Origin of the sequence: Tepidiforma flava, from assembly GCF_027594505.1 — a bacterium.
GTDB lineage: Bacteria > Chloroflexota > Dehalococcoidia > Tepidiformales > Tepidiformaceae > Tepidiforma > Tepidiforma flava.
Genome location: NZ_CP115149.1, coordinates 551723 through 571354, shown reverse-complemented (window position 1 = coordinate 571354; position 19632 = coordinate 551723). Strand labels below are relative to the sequence as shown.

General features: G+C 67.9%; 32 protein-coding genes and 1 pseudogene. 32 read left to right on the top strand and 1 reads right to left on the bottom strand.

Annotated features, from left to right (window positions below; all coding sequences use genetic code 11):
* Window positions 1–20 precede the first annotated feature (20 nt).
* Entirely contained in the window at window positions 21–1079 is a 1059-nt protein-coding gene (locus O0235_RS03630; protein ID WP_270057172.1) for an NAD-dependent epimerase/dehydratase family protein, read from the top strand.
* Window positions 1080–1169: 90 nt separating this feature from the next.
* On the opposite strand, the gene O0235_RS03625 is transcribed toward O0235_RS03630, so the two are convergent.
* On the bottom strand, window positions 1170–1976 hold the full coding sequence (locus O0235_RS03625; RefSeq protein ID WP_270057171.1) for a LysM peptidoglycan-binding domain-containing protein: 807 nt from the start codon (window positions 1974–1976) through the stop codon (window positions 1170–1172).
* A gap of 601 nt (window positions 1977–2577) precedes the next feature.
* On the opposite strand from O0235_RS03625, the gene rpsL reads away from it, so the two are divergent.
* From rpsL to rpsM, 31 genes and pseudogenes are all read left to right on the top strand, one after another.
* A complete protein-coding gene (rpsL, locus tag O0235_RS03620; RefSeq protein ID WP_270057170.1) occupies window positions 2578–3024 on the top strand; it encodes a 30S ribosomal protein S12 in 447 nt (148 codons plus the stop codon).
* A 33-nt stretch (window positions 3025–3057) separates the two neighbouring features.
* A complete protein-coding gene (gene rpsG, locus O0235_RS03615; RefSeq protein ID WP_270057169.1) occupies window positions 3058–3528 on the top strand; it encodes a 30S ribosomal protein S7 in 471 nt (156 codons plus the stop codon).
* 12 nt (window positions 3529–3540) lie between these two features.
* Entirely contained in the window at window positions 3541–5616 is a 2076-nt protein-coding gene (gene fusA / locus O0235_RS03610) for an elongation factor G (RefSeq protein WP_270057168.1), read from the top strand.
* A 48-nt stretch (window positions 5617–5664) separates the two neighbouring features.
* Window positions 5665–6863: pseudogene (tuf, locus tag O0235_RS03605) on the top strand (elongation factor Tu).
* Between the two features lie 29 nt (window positions 6864–6892).
* Window positions 6893–7201, top strand: coding sequence for a 30S ribosomal protein S10 (rpsJ, locus tag O0235_RS03600; protein ID WP_098504685.1), 309 nt, complete (start codon window positions 6893–6895; stop codon window positions 7199–7201).
* Between the two features lie 5 nt (window positions 7202–7206).
* A complete protein-coding gene (rplC, locus tag O0235_RS03595; protein WP_270057167.1) occupies window positions 7207–7842 on the top strand; it encodes a 50S ribosomal protein L3 in 636 nt (211 codons plus the stop codon).
* Entirely contained in the window at window positions 7839–8504 is a 666-nt protein-coding gene (gene rplD / locus O0235_RS03590; protein ID WP_270057166.1) for a 50S ribosomal protein L4, read from the top strand. Before rplC ends, rplD begins: the two co-directional genes overlap by 4 nt.
* On the top strand, window positions 8504–8800 hold the full coding sequence (gene rplW / locus O0235_RS03585) for a 50S ribosomal protein L23 (RefSeq protein ID WP_270057165.1): 297 nt from the start codon (window positions 8504–8506) through the stop codon (window positions 8798–8800). Before rplD ends, rplW begins: the two co-directional genes overlap by 1 nt.
* 3 nt (window positions 8801–8803) lie before the next feature.
* Window positions 8804–9631, top strand: a complete 828-nt coding sequence (gene rplB / locus O0235_RS03580; RefSeq protein WP_270057164.1) for a 50S ribosomal protein L2 — start codon at window positions 8804–8806, stop codon at window positions 9629–9631.
* Window positions 9632–9645: 14 nt separating this feature from the next.
* Window positions 9646–9933, top strand: a complete 288-nt coding sequence (gene rpsS, locus O0235_RS03575; protein ID WP_270057163.1) for a 30S ribosomal protein S19 — start codon at window positions 9646–9648, stop codon at window positions 9931–9933.
* A gap of 2 nt (window positions 9934–9935) precedes the next feature.
* Window positions 9936–10274 (top strand): 50S ribosomal protein L22, encoded by a 339-nt coding sequence (rplV, locus tag O0235_RS03570; protein WP_098504679.1) that lies wholly within the window; start codon window positions 9936–9938, stop codon window positions 10272–10274.
* A 3-nt stretch (window positions 10275–10277) separates the two neighbouring features.
* Complete coding sequence (rpsC, locus tag O0235_RS03565) at window positions 10278–11048, top strand: 30S ribosomal protein S3 (protein WP_373324368.1); 771 nt, start codon at window positions 10278–10280, stop codon at window positions 11046–11048.
* Complete coding sequence (gene rplP / locus O0235_RS03560) at window positions 11048–11467, top strand: 50S ribosomal protein L16 (protein ID WP_270057162.1); 420 nt, start codon at window positions 11048–11050, stop codon at window positions 11465–11467. Before rpsC ends, rplP begins: the two co-directional genes overlap by 1 nt.
* 1 nt (window position 11468) lies before the next feature.
* Window positions 11469–11684, top strand: coding sequence for a 50S ribosomal protein L29 (gene rpmC / locus O0235_RS03555; protein WP_270057161.1), 216 nt, complete (start codon window positions 11469–11471; stop codon window positions 11682–11684).
* A gap of 4 nt (window positions 11685–11688) precedes the next feature.
* Window positions 11689–12018: a 30S ribosomal protein S17 gene (rpsQ, locus tag O0235_RS03550; RefSeq protein WP_373324367.1), complete on the top strand. Its 330-nt coding sequence runs from the start codon at window positions 11689–11691 to the stop codon at window positions 12016–12018.
* Complete coding sequence (gene rplN / locus O0235_RS03545) at window positions 12015–12386, top strand: 50S ribosomal protein L14 (protein ID WP_098504674.1); 372 nt, start codon at window positions 12015–12017, stop codon at window positions 12384–12386. Before rpsQ ends, rplN begins: the two co-directional genes overlap by 4 nt.
* Window positions 12386–12703 (top strand): 50S ribosomal protein L24, encoded by a 318-nt coding sequence (gene rplX / locus O0235_RS03540; RefSeq protein WP_270057160.1) that lies wholly within the window; start codon window positions 12386–12388, stop codon window positions 12701–12703. The genes rplN and rplX overlap by 1 nt, the downstream gene beginning before the upstream one ends.
* Window positions 12703–13248 (top strand): 50S ribosomal protein L5, encoded by a 546-nt coding sequence (gene rplE, locus O0235_RS03535; RefSeq protein ID WP_270057159.1) that lies wholly within the window; start codon window positions 12703–12705, stop codon window positions 13246–13248. Before rplX ends, rplE begins: the two co-directional genes overlap by 1 nt.
* A gap of 10 nt (window positions 13249–13258) precedes the next feature.
* The gene (gene rpsN, locus O0235_RS03530) at window positions 13259–13564 is read left to right on the top strand and encodes a 30S ribosomal protein S14 (protein ID WP_270057158.1); all 306 of its coding nucleotides are present in this window, start codon (window positions 13259–13261) and stop codon (window positions 13562–13564) included.
* A gap of 32 nt (window positions 13565–13596) precedes the next feature.
* Complete coding sequence (gene rpsH / locus O0235_RS03525; RefSeq protein WP_270057157.1) at window positions 13597–14001, top strand: 30S ribosomal protein S8; 405 nt, start codon at window positions 13597–13599, stop codon at window positions 13999–14001.
* A 14-nt stretch (window positions 14002–14015) separates the two neighbouring features.
* Complete coding sequence (gene rplF, locus O0235_RS03520; RefSeq protein ID WP_270057156.1) at window positions 14016–14564, top strand: 50S ribosomal protein L6; 549 nt, start codon at window positions 14016–14018, stop codon at window positions 14562–14564.
* Entirely contained in the window at window positions 14561–14926 is a 366-nt protein-coding gene (rplR, locus tag O0235_RS03515) for a 50S ribosomal protein L18 (RefSeq protein ID WP_270057155.1), read from the top strand. Before rplF ends, rplR begins: the two co-directional genes overlap by 4 nt.
* On the top strand, window positions 14927–15442 hold the full coding sequence (gene rpsE, locus O0235_RS03510; RefSeq protein WP_270057154.1) for a 30S ribosomal protein S5: 516 nt from the start codon (window positions 14927–14929) through the stop codon (window positions 15440–15442). It abuts the gene before it with no gap.
* A gap of 1 nt (window position 15443) precedes the next feature.
* The gene (gene rpmD / locus O0235_RS03505; RefSeq protein WP_270057153.1) at window positions 15444–15629 is read left to right on the top strand and encodes a 50S ribosomal protein L30; all 186 of its coding nucleotides are present in this window, start codon (window positions 15444–15446) and stop codon (window positions 15627–15629) included.
* Window positions 15629–16102: a 50S ribosomal protein L15 gene (gene rplO, locus O0235_RS03500; protein ID WP_270057152.1), complete on the top strand. Its 474-nt coding sequence runs from the start codon at window positions 15629–15631 to the stop codon at window positions 16100–16102. The genes rpmD and rplO overlap by 1 nt, the downstream gene beginning before the upstream one ends.
* Before the next feature lies 1 nt (window position 16103).
* Window positions 16104–17435 (top strand): preprotein translocase subunit SecY, encoded by a 1332-nt coding sequence (gene secY, locus O0235_RS03495; RefSeq protein ID WP_270057151.1) that lies wholly within the window; start codon window positions 16104–16106, stop codon window positions 17433–17435.
* A gap of 1 nt (window position 17436) precedes the next feature.
* Window positions 17437–18075 (top strand): adenylate kinase, encoded by a 639-nt coding sequence (locus tag O0235_RS03490; RefSeq protein ID WP_270057150.1) that lies wholly within the window; start codon window positions 17437–17439, stop codon window positions 18073–18075.
* A gap of 7 nt (window positions 18076–18082) precedes the next feature.
* On the top strand, window positions 18083–18853 hold the full coding sequence (map, locus tag O0235_RS03485) for a type I methionyl aminopeptidase (RefSeq protein ID WP_270057149.1): 771 nt from the start codon (window positions 18083–18085) through the stop codon (window positions 18851–18853).
* 28 nt (window positions 18854–18881) lie between these two features.
* Window positions 18882–19100, top strand: a complete 219-nt coding sequence (infA, locus tag O0235_RS03480; RefSeq protein ID WP_098504661.1) for a translation initiation factor IF-1 — start codon at window positions 18882–18884, stop codon at window positions 19098–19100.
* A gap of 28 nt (window positions 19101–19128) precedes the next feature.
* Window positions 19129–19242 (top strand): 50S ribosomal protein L36, encoded by a 114-nt coding sequence (gene rpmJ, locus O0235_RS03475; RefSeq protein WP_158067480.1) that lies wholly within the window; start codon window positions 19129–19131, stop codon window positions 19240–19242.
* A gap of 6 nt (window positions 19243–19248) precedes the next feature.
* A complete protein-coding gene (gene rpsM / locus O0235_RS03470; RefSeq protein ID WP_270057148.1) occupies window positions 19249–19629 on the top strand; it encodes a 30S ribosomal protein S13 in 381 nt (126 codons plus the stop codon).
* Window positions 19630–19632 lie beyond the last annotated feature (3 nt).

Sequence of the window (19632 nt, the reverse complement as noted above, 5' to 3'; positions counted from 1 at the left end):
TGCAGGCAGAGCGATTCCGCATGACCACCCCCGCCACCGCGCCCCGCTGGCTCATCACCGGCGGCACCGGCTTCCTCGGCTCTCACATCGCCCGCCGCCTCCTCGACGACGGCATCCATCCCGTCCTCTTCGACATCGCCCCCCTGCCCCCGGACGATGCCGATATCGCCGACCGCGTCACTTTCATCCAGGGCGACGTGCAGGATCGTGACGCCATCCGCCGCGCGCTCGACGGCGTCGATGTCGTCATCCACGCCGCCGCGGCGCTCCCCATCCAGGTCTCGAAACGAAAGATCTACGCCACCAACGTCCGCGGCACCCGCTACGTCCTCCACGAGGCCTGGAAGGCCGGCATCCGCCGCGTCGTCTTCATCTCCTCCACCGCCGTCTACGGCGTCCCGAAAGTCCACCCGATCGACGAGACCTCGCCGCTCCACCCGCTCGGCCACTACGGCTCCTCCAAGGTCGTCGGCGAACAGCTCTGCAGCGACTACCAGCAGCGCGGCCTCCAGGTCAACATCATCCGCCCCAAGACCTTCCTCGGCACCGGCCGGCTCGGCGTCTTCGAAATCCTCTTCGAATGGATCGCCGAGGGCCGCCGCATCCCGCTCCTCGGCGACGGCACCAATCACTACCAGCTGCTCGAAGTCACCGACCTCGTCGACGCCATCGTCCGCGCCGCCACCAACCCGGACGTCGTCAACGAAACGATGAACGTCGGCGCCGACCGCTTCCAGACCCTGAACGAGGACATGCAGGCCCTCTTCGACCACGCCGGTTCCGGCTCCCGGCTCTGGCACCTGCCCGCGCGGCCGGGCGAACTGGCGCTCCGCGTGCTCGAACTGCTCCGTCTCTCGCCGCTCGCCGCGTGGCACTACGGCACCATGTGGCGCGACTCTTACGTCGAAGTCGACAAGGCGAAGCGGCTCCTCGGCTGGCAGCCGAAGTACTCCAACGCCGAAGCCCTCATCCGCGCGTGGGACTGGTACGTCGAGAACAGGGGCCGCTACGACACCGGCGTCACGCACCGCGTCGCGTGGCAAAAGGGCGCGCTCGCCATCCTCCGCCGCATCAGCTGAGGCCGCTCGCCCTCACCCGCGAAGCCGCGCTGCTGTCCTGCACGCGCACGCGCCACTCGTAGGTCGCTCGCCTTCACCCGCGGAGCCGCGCTACGGCAGGCGAAGCTGCTGCCCCACCGCCAGCCGCGTGCAGTCGTCCTCGGTCAGGTTGTTCGCCTCCAGCAGCTGCTGAAGGCTCACCCCGTTCGCCTGCGCAATCGAGAAGCACGTATCGCCTTCTGCCACCGTGTACGTCCGCCCGCCGTTGCCGCCGGGGGTCGGCGTCCCCGCGCCCGGCGTTCGCGTCCCGTTCGCCGGTGTCCCGGTCCGCGGCGTCCCGGCCGGCTGCGTGCCCGGCTGCTGGGTTTGCGGGGTCGGCGTCCCGCTCGCGGCCTGCGCCGTCTGCGTCCGGTTCAGCGCATCCCGCGTCGCCACGGCGTCCGCCGGCGAAATCGTGCTGCCGCCGCCGTTGTCCACCACCCGCTGGATGATGAACGCCAGCGCCACGACCACGATCGCCAGCGCGAACAGCCCGATGGTTGCCACCGGCAGGCTGATGCCGCCCGGGCGCGGCCGCGGCCCGAGCGTCCCCGGCGACGGCCGCCGCTGCGGGCGCGGAGCCGGTGCCGCCCCCTGGCCGAACGGCCGCCGCGGCGCTTCCCGCGGACCGGGGACCGCGCCCGCGGCGGGCGGCGGCGCCGCCTGCGGCTTCCGGCCCGGGATGCCTTCGCCGAGGTAGACCGGGCAGGTCACGTGGTTCGCGCCCAGGCAGTAGCTCTCCTGGTGCGGCAGCGCGATGCGCGTCGGGGTCTCCAGCCGGTAACAGCGGTGCGCCTCGGTGGCGTAGGTCGCGTGCGAATCCGCATCGTCCGCCAGCCCGAGGTACGGGCACACCTGCGAATACTCTTCCTGCGTCACGCCCTCTCCTGTCCCCGGGGGCTATCCCACCACCGCGCCCATCCTACCAGCAAACCGCAATAGAGAAACCGGAACGGAGAAGAAGCGGTGAGGCCCCGCCTGCGCGCTGCTCATGCCTTTGGGGGTGGGGGCGCCCCTTGCGGAGCGCCCCCGTGCGACGGGGAGGACATTGTCGCCTGGCGTCCTTTGGTCAGGAGGCCGCCTACCTCCAAGGACGGCAGCCCCCGCGGCGCCGCTCAGGGACCATTGCCGAACGGTTCGGTAGCGAGTTGGGGATGCCTGTCATATGCTCGATGCAGGCGGCCAGCGAACGCGGCCCGGCCGCCCGCGGCTTCACCTCTCGAGCGCCGGCGGTTGACAGCATCCCGCGCTGTGCTAGTCTTCTCCCTTGGCGCTTATTGACTGGCGAACCTTCTGAGTTTGCACAGGTCGCGAAGCTGCGTGCTTGAAGACGGCTCTGCGCACGGGTAACCAGCGCGGGGCGCTGTTCACGAACAGGCTTTTCGGCCTGTTTTCGTGCCCAAAACACCAGCCGGCCCCACAGGCCACGCCGCAGGCGCCCGCCGGCGCCGCCAAACGCTGAAACGCAGGGGAAGCAGGAATGCCGACCATCAACCAGCTCGTTCGCAAAGGGCGAACCAAGAAGTCGAAGAAGTCGGGCGCGCCTGCCCTGCTCTTCAGCTTCAATTCGAACACCGGCAAGCTCACCAAAGCGGTCGGCCGCGGCAACCCGCAGAAGCGCGGCGTCTGCACGCAGGTCCGCACCCAGACGCCGAAGAAGCCGAACTCCGCGCTTCGCAAGGTCGCCCGCGTCCGCCTCGTCAACGGCATCGAAGTCACCGCCTACATCCCCGGCGAAGGCCACAACCTCCAGGAACACTCCGTCGTCCTCGTCCGCGGCGGCCGCGTCAAGGACCTCCCCGGCGTCCGCTACCACATCGTCCGCGGCGCCCTCGATGCGACCGGCGTCAACAACCGGAAGCAGGGCCGCTCGAAGTACGGCACCCGCAAGAACGCCCAGCCCGTGGCCGCCGGCCGCAAGCGCTAACCACCAGGGTCAGAAGAACGCAGGAGTCCGCCCATGGCCCGACGCACCAAGCCCGAGAAACGCCCCATCCCGCCGGACGCCCGCTACGGCAACGTCCACGTCCAGATCTTCATCAACAAGGTCATGCGGCGGGGCAAGAAGAGCGTCGCTGAAAAGGTCGTCTACGGCGCCTTCGACCGCATCCAGGCGCAGACTGGCCGCGACCCGCTCGATGTCTTCCAGCAGGCCATCCGCCAGGCGACGCCCGTCCTCGAAGTCAAACCCCGCCGCGTCGGCGGCGCCACCTACCAGGTCCCGGTCGAAATCCGCCCCGACCGGCGGCTCGCCCTCTCCATGCGCTGGATCCTCAACGCCGCCCGCAACCGCAACGGCCGCTCCATGAGCGAAAAGCTCGCCGCCGAGCTCCTCGATGCTGCCAACGGCACGGGCGCCGCGATCAAACGCCGCGACGATACTCACCGGATGGCGGAGGCCAACCGCGCCTTCGTCCATTACCGCTGGTAAGCCAGGAGTCCCATGCCCCGCAACGCCGACCTCGAACGCATCCGGAACATCGGTATCATCGCCCACATCGACGCGGGCAAGACCACCGTGTCCGAGCGCATCCTCTTCTACACGGGCAAGACCTATAAGCTCGGCGAAGTCCATGAAGGCGCCGCCACCATGGACTGGATGGAGCAGGAGCGCGAACGCGGCATCACCATCACCGCCGCCGCCACCACCTGCGAGTGGAACGGCCACCAGATCAACCTCATCGATACCCCCGGCCACGTCGACTTCACCGCCGAAGTCGAGCGCTCCCTCCGCGTCCTCGACGGCGGCGTCGTCGTCTTCGATGCCGTCGCCGGCGTCGAACCCCAGTCCGAAACCGTCTGGCGGCAGGCCGACCGCTACGGCGTCCCCCGCATCGCGTTCGTCAACAAGATGGACCGCGTCGGCGCCGACTTCTGGCGCACGGTCGAGATGATGAAGGACCGCCTCGGCGCCAACCCCGTCCCGCTCCAGATCCCCGTCGGCGCGGAAGCCGACTTCGACGGCTGCATCGACCTCGTCGAAATGTGCTGGTGGTGGTTCGGCGGCGAAAAGGGCGACAAGCCCGAGCGGCGCGAGATCCCGGCCCACCTCCGCGAGGCCGCCGAAAAGGCCCGCGAACAGCTCATCGAAGGCATCGGCAACGTCGACGACCAGATCGCCATCGCCTACCTCGAAGGCCACGACATCGGCGTCCACGAGCTCAAGACGGCGATCCGGCGGGCTACCCTCCACAGCCTCGCCCACCCCGTCCTCTGCGGCTCGGCGCTCAAGAACAAGGGCGTCCAGCTCATGCTCGACGCCGTCGTCGATTACCTGCCCAGCCCGGTCGATATCCCGCCGGTGAAGGGCATCGACCCGAAGAACGGCGGCGAAGTCGTCCGCCACGCCTCTGACGACGAGCCGCTGGCGGCTATCGCCTTCAAGATCGTCTCGGACCCCTACGTCGGCCGCCTCGCCTACATCCGCGTCTACTCCGGCGTCCTCAAGGCCGGCGAGACGGTCCTCAACTCCACCAAGCAGGAGCGCGAGCGCATCGGCCGCCTGCTCCAGATGCACGCCAACCAGCGCGAAGAGATCACCGAGATGGGTGCGGGCGGCATCTGCGCCGCCGTCGGCCTGAAGCAGACCTTCACCGGCGACACCCTCTGCGCCCCGGACCATCCCATCGTCCTCGAGAGCATCCAGTTCCCCGAGCCGGTCATCCGCGTCGCCCTCGAGCCGAAGAGCAAAGAGGACCAGGACAAGCTCGCCACCGCGCTCTCCAAGATGGCCGAGGAAGACCCCACCTTCCACTGGACCTTCGATGAGGAAGCCGGCCAGACCATCATCTCCGGCATGGGCGAGCTCCACCTCGAAGTCATCGTCGACCGCATGAAGCGGGAGCACAAAGTCGAAGCAAACGTCGGCCGGCCGCAGGTCTCCTACCGCGAAGCCATCACCCGCCCGGCGAAGGCCGAGGGCCGCTTCGTGCGCCAGTCCGGCGGCCGCGGCCAGTACGGCGTCGTCGAACTCGAAATCGAACCGCTCGAGCGCGGCCAGGGCTTCGTCTTCGAAAACCGCATCGTCGGCGGCGCCGTCCCGAAGGAGTACATCCCCGCCGTCCAGCAGGGCGTCAAGGAAGCCCTCGAAGGCGGCGTCGTCGCCGGCTACCCGGTGCTCGATGTCAAGGTCGCCCTCGTCGACGGCTCCTACCACCCCGTCGACTCGTCCGAAATGGCCTTCAAGAATGCCGGCTCCATCGGCGTCAAAGAGGCCATCAAGAAGGCCGGCCCCATCCTCCTCGAGCCGATCATGAAAGTCGAAGTCCGCTGCCCCGAGGAGTACTTCGGCGCCGTCGTCGGCGACATCAACGCCCGCCGCGGCATGATCCTCGGCTCCGAATCCATGGGCAAGACCCAGATCGTCCACGCCATGGTCCCGCTCGCCGAGACCTTCGGCTACTCCACCGAACTCCGCTCCATCACCCAGGGGCGCGCGAGCTACTCCATGGAGTTCGACCACTACGAGGAAGTTCCCAAGAACATCGCGGCCACGCTCACCAAGCAGGCCGTCGGCTAAACCCCACCATCACCGCCCACCCGGGCAAGCACGAAAGGAAGCATCACCATGGCGAAGGCGAAGTTTGAGAGGACGAAACCGCACGTCAACGTTGGGACGATTGGGCATGTGGACCACGGGAAGACGTCGTTGACGGCGGCGATTACGAAGGTGCTGGCGCTGAAGGGCGAAGCGGAATACCGGCCGTTCGATTCGATCGACAACGCGCCGGAGGAGCGGGCGCGCGGCATCACGATTGCGATTGCGCACGTGGAGTACGAGACCGACAAGCGCCACTACGCGCACGTGGACTGCCCGGGGCATGCGGACTACATCAAGAACATGATCACGGGGCGGCCCAGATGGACGGGGCGATCCTCGTGGTGGCCGCGCCGGAAGGGCCGATGCCGCAGACGCGGGAGCACGTGCTCCTGGCGCGGCAGGTGGAAGTGCCGGCGCTGGTGGTCTTCCTGAACAAGGTGGACATGATGGAGGACCCGGAGCTGCTCGAGCTGGTGGAGCTGGAGCTGCGCGAGCTGCTGAGCTCGCAGGGCTTCCCGGGCGATGAAGTGCCGATCATCCGCGGCTCGGCGCTCAAGGCGCTGGAGTCGACGTCGACCGACCCGAACGCGCCCGAGTACAAGTGCATCTGGGAGCTGATGGACGCGGTCGACAACTACATCCCGACGCCGGTGCGGCCGCTGGACAAGCCGTTCCTGATGCCGATCGAAGACGTGTTCGGCATCAAGGGGCGCGGCACGGTGGTGACGGGCCGGATCGAGCGCGGCGTCGTGAAGGTCGGCGATGAAGTCGAAATCGTCGGCCTGCGGGAGACGCGGAAGACGACCGTCACGGGCGTCGAGATGTTCAAGAAGCTGCTGGAGGAGGGCCAGGCGGGCGACAACGTCGGCTGCCTCCTGCGCGGCATCGAGCGGGATGACGTGGAGCGCGGGCAGGTGCTCGCCAAGCCGGGCAGCATCAAGCCGCACACGAAGTTCGAAGCCCAGGTTTACGTCCTCTCCAAGGAGGAAGGCGGCCGGCACACGCCGTTCTTCAACGGCTACCGGCCCCAGTTCTACGTCCGCACCACCGACGTCACCGGCGCCATCCAGCTGCCCGAGGGCGTCGAGATGGTCATGCCCGGCGACAACATCACCATGACCGTCGAACTCATCCAGCCCGTCGCCATCGAAGACGGCCTCCGCTTCGCCATCCGCGAAGGCGGCCGCACCGTCGGCGCCGGCGTCGTCACCAAAATCCTCGCCTGAGGCACAGGACACCCGAGGGGACCGGCACCATGGCACGACAACAAATCCGCATCAAGCTCAAAGCCTTCGACCACCGCCTGCTCGACCAGTCGGCGCGGCAGATCGTGGAGGCTGCCGAGCGGACTGGCGCGGCCGTCGCCGGGCCGGTCCCGCTCCCGACCTCCATCGAAAAGTTCACCGTCATCCGCGGCCCGCACATCCACAAGGACGGCCGCGAGCAGTTCGAAATCCGCACCCATAAGCGGCTCATCGACATCATCGAGCCCACCTCCAAGACCGTCGATACCCTCATGCGGCTCCAGCTCCCGAGCGGGGTCGACATCGAGATCAAGCTGTAACCGCCATGACCATCGAAGGAATGCTCGGCCGCAAACTGGGCACGACCCAGGTTTTCGACGAACAGGGCAGGCTGCGCGGCGTCACCGCCGTCGAAGTCGGCCCCTGCTACGTCACGCTCATCCGCACCCCCGAGAAGGATGGCTACGCCGCCGTCCAGGTCGGCTACCAGGAAGACCGGCGCCTCAACAAGCCCGAGACCGGCCACCTCCGCGCCGCCGGCGGCCTCAAGCTGCGCCACCTCGCCGAATTCCGGACCGATGGCTCCACGGCCTACAGCCTCGGCGACAGGCTCGGCGTCGACCTGTTCGATGTCGGCAGCCGCGTCGATGTCACCGCCACCTCCAAGGGCCGCGGTTACCAGGGCGGCGTCAAACGGCACGGCTTCCGCGGCGGGCCCCGCACCCACGGCCAGAGCGACCGGCACCGCGCTCCCGGCTCCATCGGCTCCGGCACCACGCCCGGCCGCGTCCTCAAAGGCACCCGCATGGCGGGCCACATGGGCGCCGAGCGCGTCACCGTCCGCAACCTCGAGGTCGTCAGCCGGAACGACGAGGCCGGCGTCATCTTCGTCGCCGGGTCCGTCCCCGGGCCGAAGGGCGGCCTCGTGCGCATCCGCAAAGCAAGGAAGGTATCGAAATGAAGCTCCCGGTCTTCGATACCGCCGGCAACCGCATCCGCGAGATCGACGCCGCCGATGAGGTCTTCGCCATCGAGCCGAACGGCGCCGTTCTCCACCAGGCCTACGTCGCCCAGATGGCGAACCGCCGCGCCGGGCTGGCGAACACCAAGCGCCGCGGCGAGGTCGCCGGCTCCACCATCAAGATCCGGCGGCAGAAGGGCCTCGGCCGTTCCCGCCAGGGTTCCATCCGCGCGCCGCACCACGTCGGCGGCGGTTCGGCCCACGGCCCCAAGCCGCATTCCTTCGCGAAGCAGCTGCCCCGCACCATGAAGCGGCTCGCGCTCCGCTCCGCGCTGAGCAACCATGCCCGCAACGGCAGCCTGTTCGTCGTCGACGGCCTCGCCGCCCCGGATGGCAAGACCCGCACGGTCCAGGCCATCCTCGATGCCCTCAAGGTCGACCGCCGCGCCATCGTCATCAGCGGCGAGCACGACCCGTCCCTCGCCCGCGCCGCCCGCAACATCGACAACGTCAAGGCGCTCCCCGCGCAGAACCTCAACGTCGTCGACCTCGTCAACGCCCACCACCTCGTCATGAGCGAAGACGCGGTCCGCAAGTGCGAGGCGCTCTGGGGCGGCGCCAACGTCAAGCCGCAGCGCGGCCGCACCCGGGAGGCTGTCTGATGCCGAACGAACTGCATCCCTACGCCGTCCTCATCCGGCCGATCATCACGGAGAAGTCCACCATCCTCGCCTCACAGGACAAGTACGTCTTCGAGGTCGACCCCCGCGCCAACAAGGCGCAAATCAAAGAGGCCGTCCAGCTCGCGTTCAACGTCCGGGTCGCCGAGGTCAACACGATGACCATGAAAGGCAAGCCCCGGCGCTTCGGCCGCCGCGTCGTCCACCGGCCGAACTGGAAGAAGGCCGTCGTCACGCTCGTCCCGGGCGACAAGATCGAACTGTTCGAGGGGGTCTAGGCCATGCCGATCAAGCAGTACAAGCCCACGTCCCCCGGCCGCCGCAACGCTACCGGCGCCACCTTCTCCGAAATCACGAAGGACCGCCCGGAGAAGTCGCTCGTCGTCTCGCTCCGCAGCAAGTCCGCGGGCCGCAACAACCAGGGCCGCATCACCGTCCGCCACCGGGGCGGCGGGCATCGGCGGCTCTACCGCATCATCGACTGGAAGCGCGAGAAGCACGGCATCCCGGCGAAGGTCGTCGCCATCGAATACGACCCGAACCGCACTGCCCGCATCGCGCTGCTCCAGTACGCCGACGGCGAGAAGCGGTACATCCTCGCGCCCAACGGCCTGTCTGTCGGCGCCACCCTCATGAGCGGCCCCGATGCCGAAGTCCGCGTCGGCAACGCCCTCCCGCTGGCGAACATGCCGACCGGCACGCAGGTGCACAACATCGAGCTCACGCCCGGCAAGGGCGGCCAGCTCGTCCGCAGCGCCGGCGCCGCCGCTCAGCTGATGGCGAAGGAAGGCGAATACGCCCTCATCCGCCTGCCGAGCGGCGAAATGCGGCGCGTCCGCATCGAGTGCATGGCCACCGTCGGCCAGGTCGGCAACCTCGAGCATTCGCTCATCAAGCTCGGCAAGGCCGGCCGCACCCGCCACCGCGGCCGCCGGCCCGAAGTCCGCGGCGCCGTCATGAACCCCCGCGACCATCCGCACGGCGGTGGCGAAGGCCGCGCGCCCGTTGGCATGCCCGGGCCCAAGACGCCCTGGGGCAAGCCCGCGCTCGGCTACCGCACCCGCAACAACAAGCGCACCGATAAGTACATCGTGCGGCGCAGGTCGTAGGAGAGGAGCACGACATGTCCCGTTCGACCAAAAAAGGACCGTTCGTCCACCCGTCGCTCGAGAAGAAAGTGATGGCGATGCGGAACGCCCAGAACCGCACCGTCATCAAGACGTGGTCCCGGGCGTCCACCATCCTCCCGGAGATGATCGGGCTCACCATCGCCGTCCACGACGGGCGGCGCCACGTGCCCGTCTTCATCACCGAGAACATGGTCGGCCACAAGCTCGGCGAGTTCGCGCCGACGCGCACCTTCCGCGGCCACGTCGCCAAGAGCGATAAGCAGAGCAAGGTGAGGCGGTAGCCATGGAAGTCCGAGCCGTCACCCGCGGCATGCCCGCCTCGCCCCGCAAAGTGCGCCTCATTCTCGAACGCCTGCCCGGCCTCTCCGTCGACCAGGCGCTCGCGCTCCTCCGCTACGTCCCGTCGCCGCACGCGCGGACCATCTCGAAGACCGTCCTCTCCGCCGCCGCCAACGCGGAGAACAACTACAACCTCGATGTGGATGAGCTCTACATCAAGCGGGCCTACGCCGATGAAGGCCGCACGCTCAAGCGGTTCCGGCCCCGCTCCCGCGGGCGCGTGAGCCCCATCCTCAAGCGCTCCAGCCACATCACCATCATCCTCGACCAGAGGGAGGCCTAGCCCATGGGACAGAAAGTCCACCCCCACGGCTTCCGCCTCGGCATCCTCTACGACTGGGAATCGAAGTGGTTCGCCGACCGCGACTACACCCAGAAGCTCCACCAGGACCTCGACCTTCGCAACTTCGTCCTGCGTGAGCTGCGCGATGCCGCCATCAGCCGCATCGAAATCGACCGGAACGCGAACCTCACGACCATCACCATCCACACCGCCAAGCCCGGCATCGTCATCGGCCGCGGCGGCCAGAAGGTCGAAGAGCTCCGCACCGCGCTCGAGCGCTACACCGGCGGCCGGGTCCGCGTGAACATCCAGGAGATCCGCGTCCCCGAGCTCGATGCCTACCTCGTCGCCCGCTCCGTCGCCGACCAGCTCGAACGGCGCGTCGCCTTCCGGCGCGCCATCAAGCAGGCCGTCCAGCGGACCATGCAGCGCGGCGCCCGCGGCTGCCGCATCACCATCTCCGGCCGCCTCGGCGGCGCCGAGATGTCACGCCGCGAAACCGAGACGCAGGGCCGCGTCCCGCGCCACACCCTCCGCGCCGATATCGACTACGGCCTCGCCGAGGCGCTCACCACCTTCGGCACCATCGGCGTGAAGGTCTGGATCTACAAGGGCGACGTCCTGCCGCAGCGCGCCGAGCGGCCGGCCGAAGAAGCCGCGCCCGAGCCCGTCCTCGCCGCTGCGCGGCCGGCCGAGCCGGAAGGCCCGGCGCACACCGCCATCTCCATGGAACAGCAGGCCGCTGTCCGTGAATCCACCGAGGGGGCGAACTGATGCTGCAGCCTCGCCGCGTCAAGCACCGCAAGCAGCACCGCGGCCGCATGGACGGCTCCGCCCAGGCCGGCAACTACGTCGCCTTCGGCGAATGGGGCCTCCAGGCCCAGGGCGCTGCCTGGATCGACTCCCGCCACATCGAATCCGCCCGGCGCGCCATCACCCACGAGATGAAGCGCGGCGGCAAAGTCTGGATCCGCATCTTCCCCGATAAGCCGGTCACCGCGAAGCCGGCCGAAACCCGCATGGGCTCCGGCAAAGGCGCGCCCGACCGCTGGGTCGCCGTCGTCAAGCCCAACCGCATCATGTTCGAAGTTGCCGGCGTCCCGGAGCACGTCGCCAAGGAAGCGCTCCGGCTCGCCTCCCACAAGCTCCCCGTGCCCACCAAGATCGTCCAGCGCGAAGAGGCGGTGATCTGACATGGCGAAGAAGGCACAGGAATACCGGCAGCTCGACGACGCCCGGCTCGACCACGAGATCAACGAGGCGTACCGGGCGCTCTTCACCCTCCGCTTCCAGCACGCCTCCCGGCAGCTGCAGAACTACCGGGCCCTGCGCGATGCCCGCCGCACGATCGCCCGGCTTCGCACCATCAAACGCGAGCGCCAGCTCCAGGCGCTCGCCGGACAGGAGTAGGCCCATGGGCAGCCAGCGCGTCCTCCAGGGCACCGTCGTATCCAACAAGATGCAGAAGACCGTCGTCGTCGCCGTCGAACGGAAGAAGACGCACCGGCTCTACCACAAGGTGGTCACCGTCACCGGCCGCTACAAGGCCCACGACGAGAACAACGAGTGCCGGCTCGGCGATGTCGTCCGCATCCAGGAGTGCCGCCCCCTTTCGAAAGAGAAGCGGTGGCGCGTCATCGAAATCGTCACCCGCGGCGACGTCGCCGAGGTCGCACCCGAAACCATCGGCCGCGACATCGAAGCCACCACGCAGGTCGCGCCGAAGTCGGAGGTGAACGCGTGATCCAGCAGGAAACCCGCCTCAAAGTTGCCGACAACTCCGGCGCGCGCTCCCTGCTCTGCATCCGCGTCCTCGGCGGCAGCAAGCGCCGCTACGCGCGCCCCGGCGATGTCATCGTCGCCTCCGTCAAATCGGCCCAGCCCCACGGCAACATCAAGAAGGGCGACGTCGTCAAAGCCGTCGTCGTCCGCGTCGCCAAGGAGTACGGCAGGCCCGACGGCTCCTATATCCGCTTCGACGACAACGCCGCCGTCCTCCTCGCCAACGACGGCGAAAACCCCCGCGGCACCCGCATCTTCGGGCCGGTGGCCCGCGAACTGCGTGACCGCAACTTCATGAAGATCGTCTCCCTCGCGCCGGAGGTGCTCTGATGCCGGCCAAGATCAAGAAAGGCGACAAGGTCGTCGTCATCGCCGGGAAGGACCGCGGCAAGCGCGGCACCGTCCGGCAGGTCATCACCAAGCACAGCCGCGTCATCGTCGAAGGCGTCAACATCATCAAGAAGCACCAGCGCGCCCGGCAGCCCGGCCAGGCCTCCCAGATCGTCGAGCGCGAGGCGCCCATCCACATCAGCAACGTCATGCTGATCGACCCGAACACCGACCAGCCCACCCGCGTCACCTTCCGCCGGCGCGAAGACGGCACCCTCGTCCGGGTCGGCAAACGCAGCGGAGAGGACATCGAATAATGCCGCCCCGCCTGAAAGAGAAATACCAGAAGGAAGTTGCGCCCGCCCTGCAGCAGCAGTTCGGTTACCGCAACGTCATGCAGATCCCGCGCATCACCAAGGTCGCCGTCAACGTCGGCCTCGGCGAAGCGCTGCAGGATGCCAACGCGCTCGACCGCACGGCGGAGCAGATCATGGCCATCACCGGCCAGAAGCCCGTCGTTACCCGCGCCAAGCGCTCCATCGCGAACTTCCGCCTCCGCGCCGGCAACGCCATCGGCGTCGCCGCCACCCTCCGCGGCGACCGCATGTACGAATTCCTCGACCGCCTCATCTCTGCCGCCCTGCCCCGCATCCGCGACTTCCAGGGCCTCAACCCGAACGCTTTCGACGGCCGCGGCAACTACAGCCTCGGCCTGCGCGAACAGCTCATCTTCCCGGAGGTCGATTACGACCGCGTCGATAAGGTCCGCGGCCTCCAGGTCACCATCGTCACCACCGCCAAATCCGATGAAGAAGGGCGCCGCCTCCTCGAACTCATGGGCATGCCCTTCCGGAAGAACTAGGAGCACCGCGATGGCATCCAAAGGCATCGTCAACCGCGACCTCCGCCGCCGCCAGCTCAACGAGAAGTACGCCGGCAAGCGCGCGGCCATCAAAGCCGAGCTCAAGAAGTCGTGGGGCGACCCGAAGCGCGTCGCCGAGCTCTACGACGAGCTCCGCAAGCTGCCGCTCAACAGCAGCCCGACGCGCATCCATAACCGCTGCCTCGTCACCGGCCGGCCGAAGGCCTACATCCGCAAATTCGGGCTCTCGCGCATCACCTTCCGCGAATACGCCCACCGGGGCCTCCTCCCCGGAGTCACCAAGTCCAGCTGGTAAGTGCGCAAGCAAACGCCAGGGGGAGATCGCACATGACCGTTAGTGACCCCATCGCTGACATGCTCACGCGCATCCGCAACGCGAACGCCGCGCGGCACGACGTCGTGAACATCCCGGCCTCGAAGATCAAGATCGCCATCGCCAAAGTCCTCAAAGAAGAGGGCTTCATCCGCGACTACCAGGTCATCGAAGAGCCGGGCAAACCCCAGCCGAACCTCCGCGTCGAGCTGAGCTACAGCGGCCGCAAGCAGCCCGTCCTCAACGGTCTGCAGCGCGTCTCCCGCCCGGGCCTCCGCGTCTACGTGCAGCGCCGGGAGATCCCGCGCGTCTACGGCGGCCTCGGCATCGCCATCCTCTCCACGCCCAAGGGCGTGATGTCCGGGCAGGAAGCCCGCCGGCAGGAAGTCGGCGGCGAGCTTCTCTGCTACGTCTGGTAAGGGGTCCGTATCCGATGTCTCGAATCGGCCGACAACCCATCCCCGTCCCGCCCAACGTCACCATCACCATCGACGAGCACAACAACGTCGTCGTGAAGGGGCCGAAGGGCGAGCTCAGCCGCCAGTTCCCGCCGCGCGTCTCCTTCGAGCGGCAGGACGGCGTCATCACCGTCCGCCGTGCCAGCGACGACGGCGAAGACCGCGCCCTCCACGGCCTCAGCCGGACGCTGCTCGCCAACATGGTCACCGGCGTCACCAGCGGCTTCACCAAAGTCCTCGAAGTCCAGGGCGTCGGCTACCGCGCCCAGCTGCAGGGCTCCAACCTCCAGCTCGCCCTCGGCTTCTCCCACCCCGTCATCGTCAACCCGCCCGAGGGCATCAAGTTCAGCGTCGAAGGCCCCCGCATCACCGTCGAAGGCATCGACAAGGAGCGCGTCGGCCAGGTCGCGGCCAACATCCGCAAAATCCGGCCGCCCGAGCCGTACAAGGGCAAGGGCATCCGCTACCTCGGCGAACGCGTCCGCCGCAAGGCCGGCAAGTCCGGGAAGGTTGGCAAGAAATGAGCACCACCACCAGCGTCCTCGCGCGCAAGCGGCGCCACCTCCGCGTCCGCAAGAAAGTCTCCGGCACGCCCCAGCGCCCGCGGCTCAACGTCTTCCGCAGCGCCCAGCACATCTATGCCCAGGTCATCGACGACACCACCGGGCATACGCTCGCTGCCGCCAGCGACGTCGAGCCCGCGCTCGCTGAACAGGCCAAAGGCAAGACGAAAACCGAGCGCGCCGCACTCGTCGGCGCCGCCATCGCCGAGCGCGCCCGCGCGAAAGGCATCGAGGCCGTCGTCTTCGACCGCGGCGGCTTCCTCTATCACGGTCGCGTTCGCGCCCTCGCCGAAGCAGCGCGCGAAGCGGGATTGGGGTTCTAAATGGCCGACAATCGCCCGGATCGCTACGAACAGCCCGGCCCGGAGGACCTCTCCGAGAAGGTCATCTACATCAACCGCGTCGCCAAGGTCGTCAAGGGCGGCCGCCGCTTCAGCTTCTCCGCCCTCGTCGTCGTCGGCGACGGCCGCGGCTCCGTCGGTGTCGGCCTCGGCAAGGCGAACGAAGTGCCGGAGGCCATCCGCAAGGGCTCCGCGCAGGCGCGCCGTAACATGGTCCGCATTCCCATGAAGGGCGGCACCATCAGCCACCCCGTCTGGGTCCGCTTCAAGGCCGCGAAGGTGATGCTCAAGCCCGCCAGCCACGGTACGGGCGTCATCGCCGGCGGCGCCGTCCGCTCCATCATGGAAGCGGCCGGCGTCACGGACGTGCTCGCCAAGACCTTCGGCTCGCGCAACCCGATCAACGTCGCCCAGGCCACCATCCGCGGCCTCGCCACCATGCAGGACACCGATGGCGCGCGCGAACGCCGGCTCGCCATCGCCCGTGGAGAACAGTGAGATGGCTCGCGTCACCGTCACCTGGCGCAAGAGCGCCATCGGCTACAACAAAGAGCAGAAAGACACCATCCGGAAACTCGGCCTCCGCCGGCTCCAGCAGACCGTCGAAGTCGAGGACACCCCCGCCATCCGCGGCATGCTCCAAAAAGTCGCCCACCTCATCGACGTCAAAGAAGGAGGCGCCTGATGTTCGGCGCGCATGAACTCCGCCCGCCCCGCGGCGCCACCCACGCGAAGAAGCGCGTCGGCCGCGGCAACGCCAGCGGCCACGGCACCTACGCCGGCCGCGGCCTCAAGGGCCAGCGCTCCCGCTCCGGCAAGAAGCTCGCCTACGACGCGTTCGAAGGCGGCCAGTTCCCCACGTCGCGGAAGTTCCACGTCCTCCGCGGCTTCAACAACAAGTGGCGCGTGCCCTTCCAGCCCGTCAATCTCGAAGCCCTCGAGCGCTTCGCCGACGGTGCCGAGGTGACCCCGGAAACGCTCAAGCAGGCCGGCATCCTCAAGCACCTCCGCGAACCGGTGAAAATCCTCGGCCGCGGCGAGCTGACCCGGAAGCTCACCATCTCCGCCCACGCCTTCAGCGCCACCGCGAAGGAGCGCATCGAAGCCGCCGGCGGCACCGCCATCGTCATCTCCGACGCCGCGGAAAAGGACAGCTGACATGACCGTCCAGGCAGCGCAGCGCCCTCGCCTCCTCCAGGCCATGGTCGATGCCTTCCGGCAGGAAGACGTCCGGCGGAAGCTCCTCTTCACGCTGGCGATGCTCGTCGTCTTCCGATTCGTCGCCCACGTCCCGCTGCCGAATATCGACCGCCAGGCGCTCAAGCAGGCGTTCGAAGGCAACGCGCTGCTCGACTTCCTGAGCATCTTCTCCGGCGGCGCCCTGCAGAACCTGAGCGTCGCAGCCCTCGGCGTCTACCCCTACATCACCGCCTCCATCATCATGCAGATCCTCCAGCCGCTCGTGCCCTCGCTCCGGGCGCTCGCGGAGGAAGGCGAACAGGGGCGGCGCCGCATCCAGGTCATCACCCACTGGGTCGCCGTCCCGCTCGCCATGATCCAGGGCTACGGCCAGATCCTCTTCATCAACGCCCAGGGCAACGACGTCGTCCGCAACTTCGGCTTCCAGAACGACGTCTTCGGCACCCTCGCGACCCTCTTCACCCTCGCCGCCGGCACCATGTTCCTCGTCTGGCTCGGCGAACTCATCACCGAGCACGGCATCGGCAACGGCGTCTCCCTCATCATCTTCGGCGGCATCGTCGCCACCCTGCCTTCCCTCATCCCGAGCATCACCACCACCAGCATCCTGACCGTGCTCGCCTTTGCTGCCGGCGCCCTCGCGCTCATCTACCTCGTCGTCTTCTTCCAGGAGGCTCAGCGCCGCGTCCCAGTCCAGTACGCCCGCTCCGCCTTCCGCGGCGGCCGGATGTACCGCCAGCAGGGGCAGAGCCACATCCCCCTGCGCGTCAACATGGCCGGCATGATCCCGCTCATCTTCGCCTTCTCGATCATGATCCTCCCGGCCACGATCGCCTCGTATTTCATCAACTCCGGCGGCTGGGTTGGCTCCGTCGCCCGCTTCTTCGTCGACCAGTTCCAGGGCGGCCGCGGCGGCGGCGGCACCGGCTGGTACTGGCTCATCCTCTTCGTGCTGGTCGTCATCTTCACCTTCTTCTACACGATGGTGCAGTACCAGCAGCAGCAGATCGCGAAGAACCTCCAGCGGCAGGGCGCCTTCATCCCGGGCATCCGCCCCGGCCCGCCCACCGAGGCCTACCTCATGCGCGTCGTCACCCGCATCACCTGGGGCGGCGCCTTCTTCCTCGGCTTCGTCGCCGTCATCCCCTTCTTCGTTGGCCTCTTCACCGACGTCCGGGCCCTCACCATCTCCTCCACCGGGTTCCTCATCGTCGTCGCCGTCGTGCTGGACACGATGAAGCAGCTCGAAGCCCAGCTACTCATGCGCAACTACGAGGGGTTCATTCGCTAACGTGTACATCGTCCTCCTTGGTCCACCCGGCGCCGGCAAAGGAACCCAGGCCCAGCGCGTCGCTGCGGCCACCGGGCTCGTCCATATCTCCACGGGCGACATGTTCCGCGAGCACGTCCGCAACAACACCGAACTCGGCCAGCTCGCAAACCAGTACATGTCGCGCGGCGAACTCGTGCCCGACGAGGTCACCATCAAGATGCTCCTCGAGCGCATCTCCCGCGAGGACGCCGCCGCCGGCGCCATGTTCGACGGCTTTCCCCGCAACGTCGTCCAGGCGAAAGCCCTCGATGACGCCCTCGCCGCCCGCGGCGCCCGCATCGACCGCGCCCTCCTCATCACGGTCTCCGATGAGGAGCTCGTCGCCCGCCTCGGCGGCCGCTGGATCTGCCGGAACTGCGGCAAGCTCTACCACGAACGGAACGACCCGCCGAAGCAGCCCGGCGTCTGCGACGCCTGCGGCGGCGAACTCTACCAGCGCGACGACGACCGGCCCGAGGTCGTCCGCGCCCGCCTCGAAAAGCAAAAGCCCCCGGCCGACCTCATCGAGCACTACCGCAAGGCCGGCGTCCTTCGCGAGATCGACGGCGAACGCTCGCTCGACGAAGTCACGGCTGCCCTCCTGGAGGCCATCAGGTAGCAGCGGCATGGCGATCAAGCTGAAATCCGAGGAAGAGATCCGCCTGATGCGCGAGGCCGGCCGCCTCGTGGGGCGCACCCTCGCCCAGATTCGCGAGATGGTGCGGCCCGGCCTCAACATCCTCGAGATTGAAGCCTTCGTCTCCCAGGAATTCAAAAAGGCCGGCGCGAAGGAAACCTTCCGCAACTACCGGCCGTCCCCGCGGTATCCGCCCTACCCCTCCAACATCTGCATCAGCATCAACGAGCAGCTCGTGCACGGCATCCCCGTCGACCGCGTCCTGCAGGAAGGCGACATCGTCACGTTCGACCTCGGCGCCACCCTCAACGGCTACGTCGGCGATTCGGCCATCACCGTCGGGGTCGGCAAGATCAGCCCCCTGGCCGAGAAGCTCCTGCGGGTCACCGAGGACGCCCTCTGGGCCGGCATCCGCGCCGCCCGGGCCGGCAACTACCTCAACGACATCCGCGGCGCCATCGAAGACGCGATCCGGCCGCACGGATTTGGTATCGTAAAAGGGTATGGCGGCCACGGCGTGGGCCGCGACATGCACGAAGAGCCGCACGTCGAGAACTATCGCCAGCGCTTCCGCGGGCCCGAACTCAAGCCCGGGCTCGTCCTCGCGCTCGAACCCATGGTCACCGCCGGCTCGCCGGAGGTCGTCGAAGGCCCCGACGGCTGGACCGTAAGCACGAAAGACGGTAGCTTATGCTGTCATTTCGAGCATACCATCGCCATCCGCGCCGAGGGTGAGGCCGAGGTCCTCACCCTCCCATGACGTTCCGAACTCCACCGCACGAGGTTCTATGGCAAAAAAGGACGCGATCGAAGTCGAGGGCACCGTGGTCGAACCCCTCCCCAATGCCATGTTCAAGGTCGAGCTGGCCAACGGCCACGAAGTGCTCGCCCATGTCAGCGGAAAGATCCGGATGAATTTCATCCGCATCCTTCCCGGCGATCGCGTTCTCGTCGAACTTTCGCCCTACGACCTCACCCGCGGGCGCATCACCTACCGATTCAAATAGGCCGACCGGGCCGACGACCAGGAGAGCCATGAAAGTACGAGCATCCGTCAAGCCACGCTGCGACAAGTGCAAGGTCATCCGCCGGCACGGTCGCGTCATGGTCATTTGCGAAAATCCCAAGCACAAGCAGCGCCAGGGGTAAGGCCGCATGGCACGTATCGCAGGAGTCGACATCCCAGCCGACAAGCGACTCGAAGTCGCCCTCACCTACATCTATGGCATCGGCCCGACCCGCGCCAAGGAAGTCCTCGCGGCCACCGGCATCTCCCCCGATGCTCGCGCGCGCGACCTCACGGATGAAGAAATCCTCCGGATTCGCGACTTCATCGAGAAGAACTACATCGTCGAAGGCGACCTCCGCCGCGAAGTCCGCCAGAACATCGCGCGCCTCATCGAAATCAACTGCTACCGCGGCCAGCGCCACCGCCGCAACCTCCCCGTCCGCGGCCAGCGCACCCGCACCAACGCCCGCCAGAAGCGCGGCGCCCGCAAGACCGTCGCCGGCAAGAAGCGCGCCGGGAAGAAGTAACAG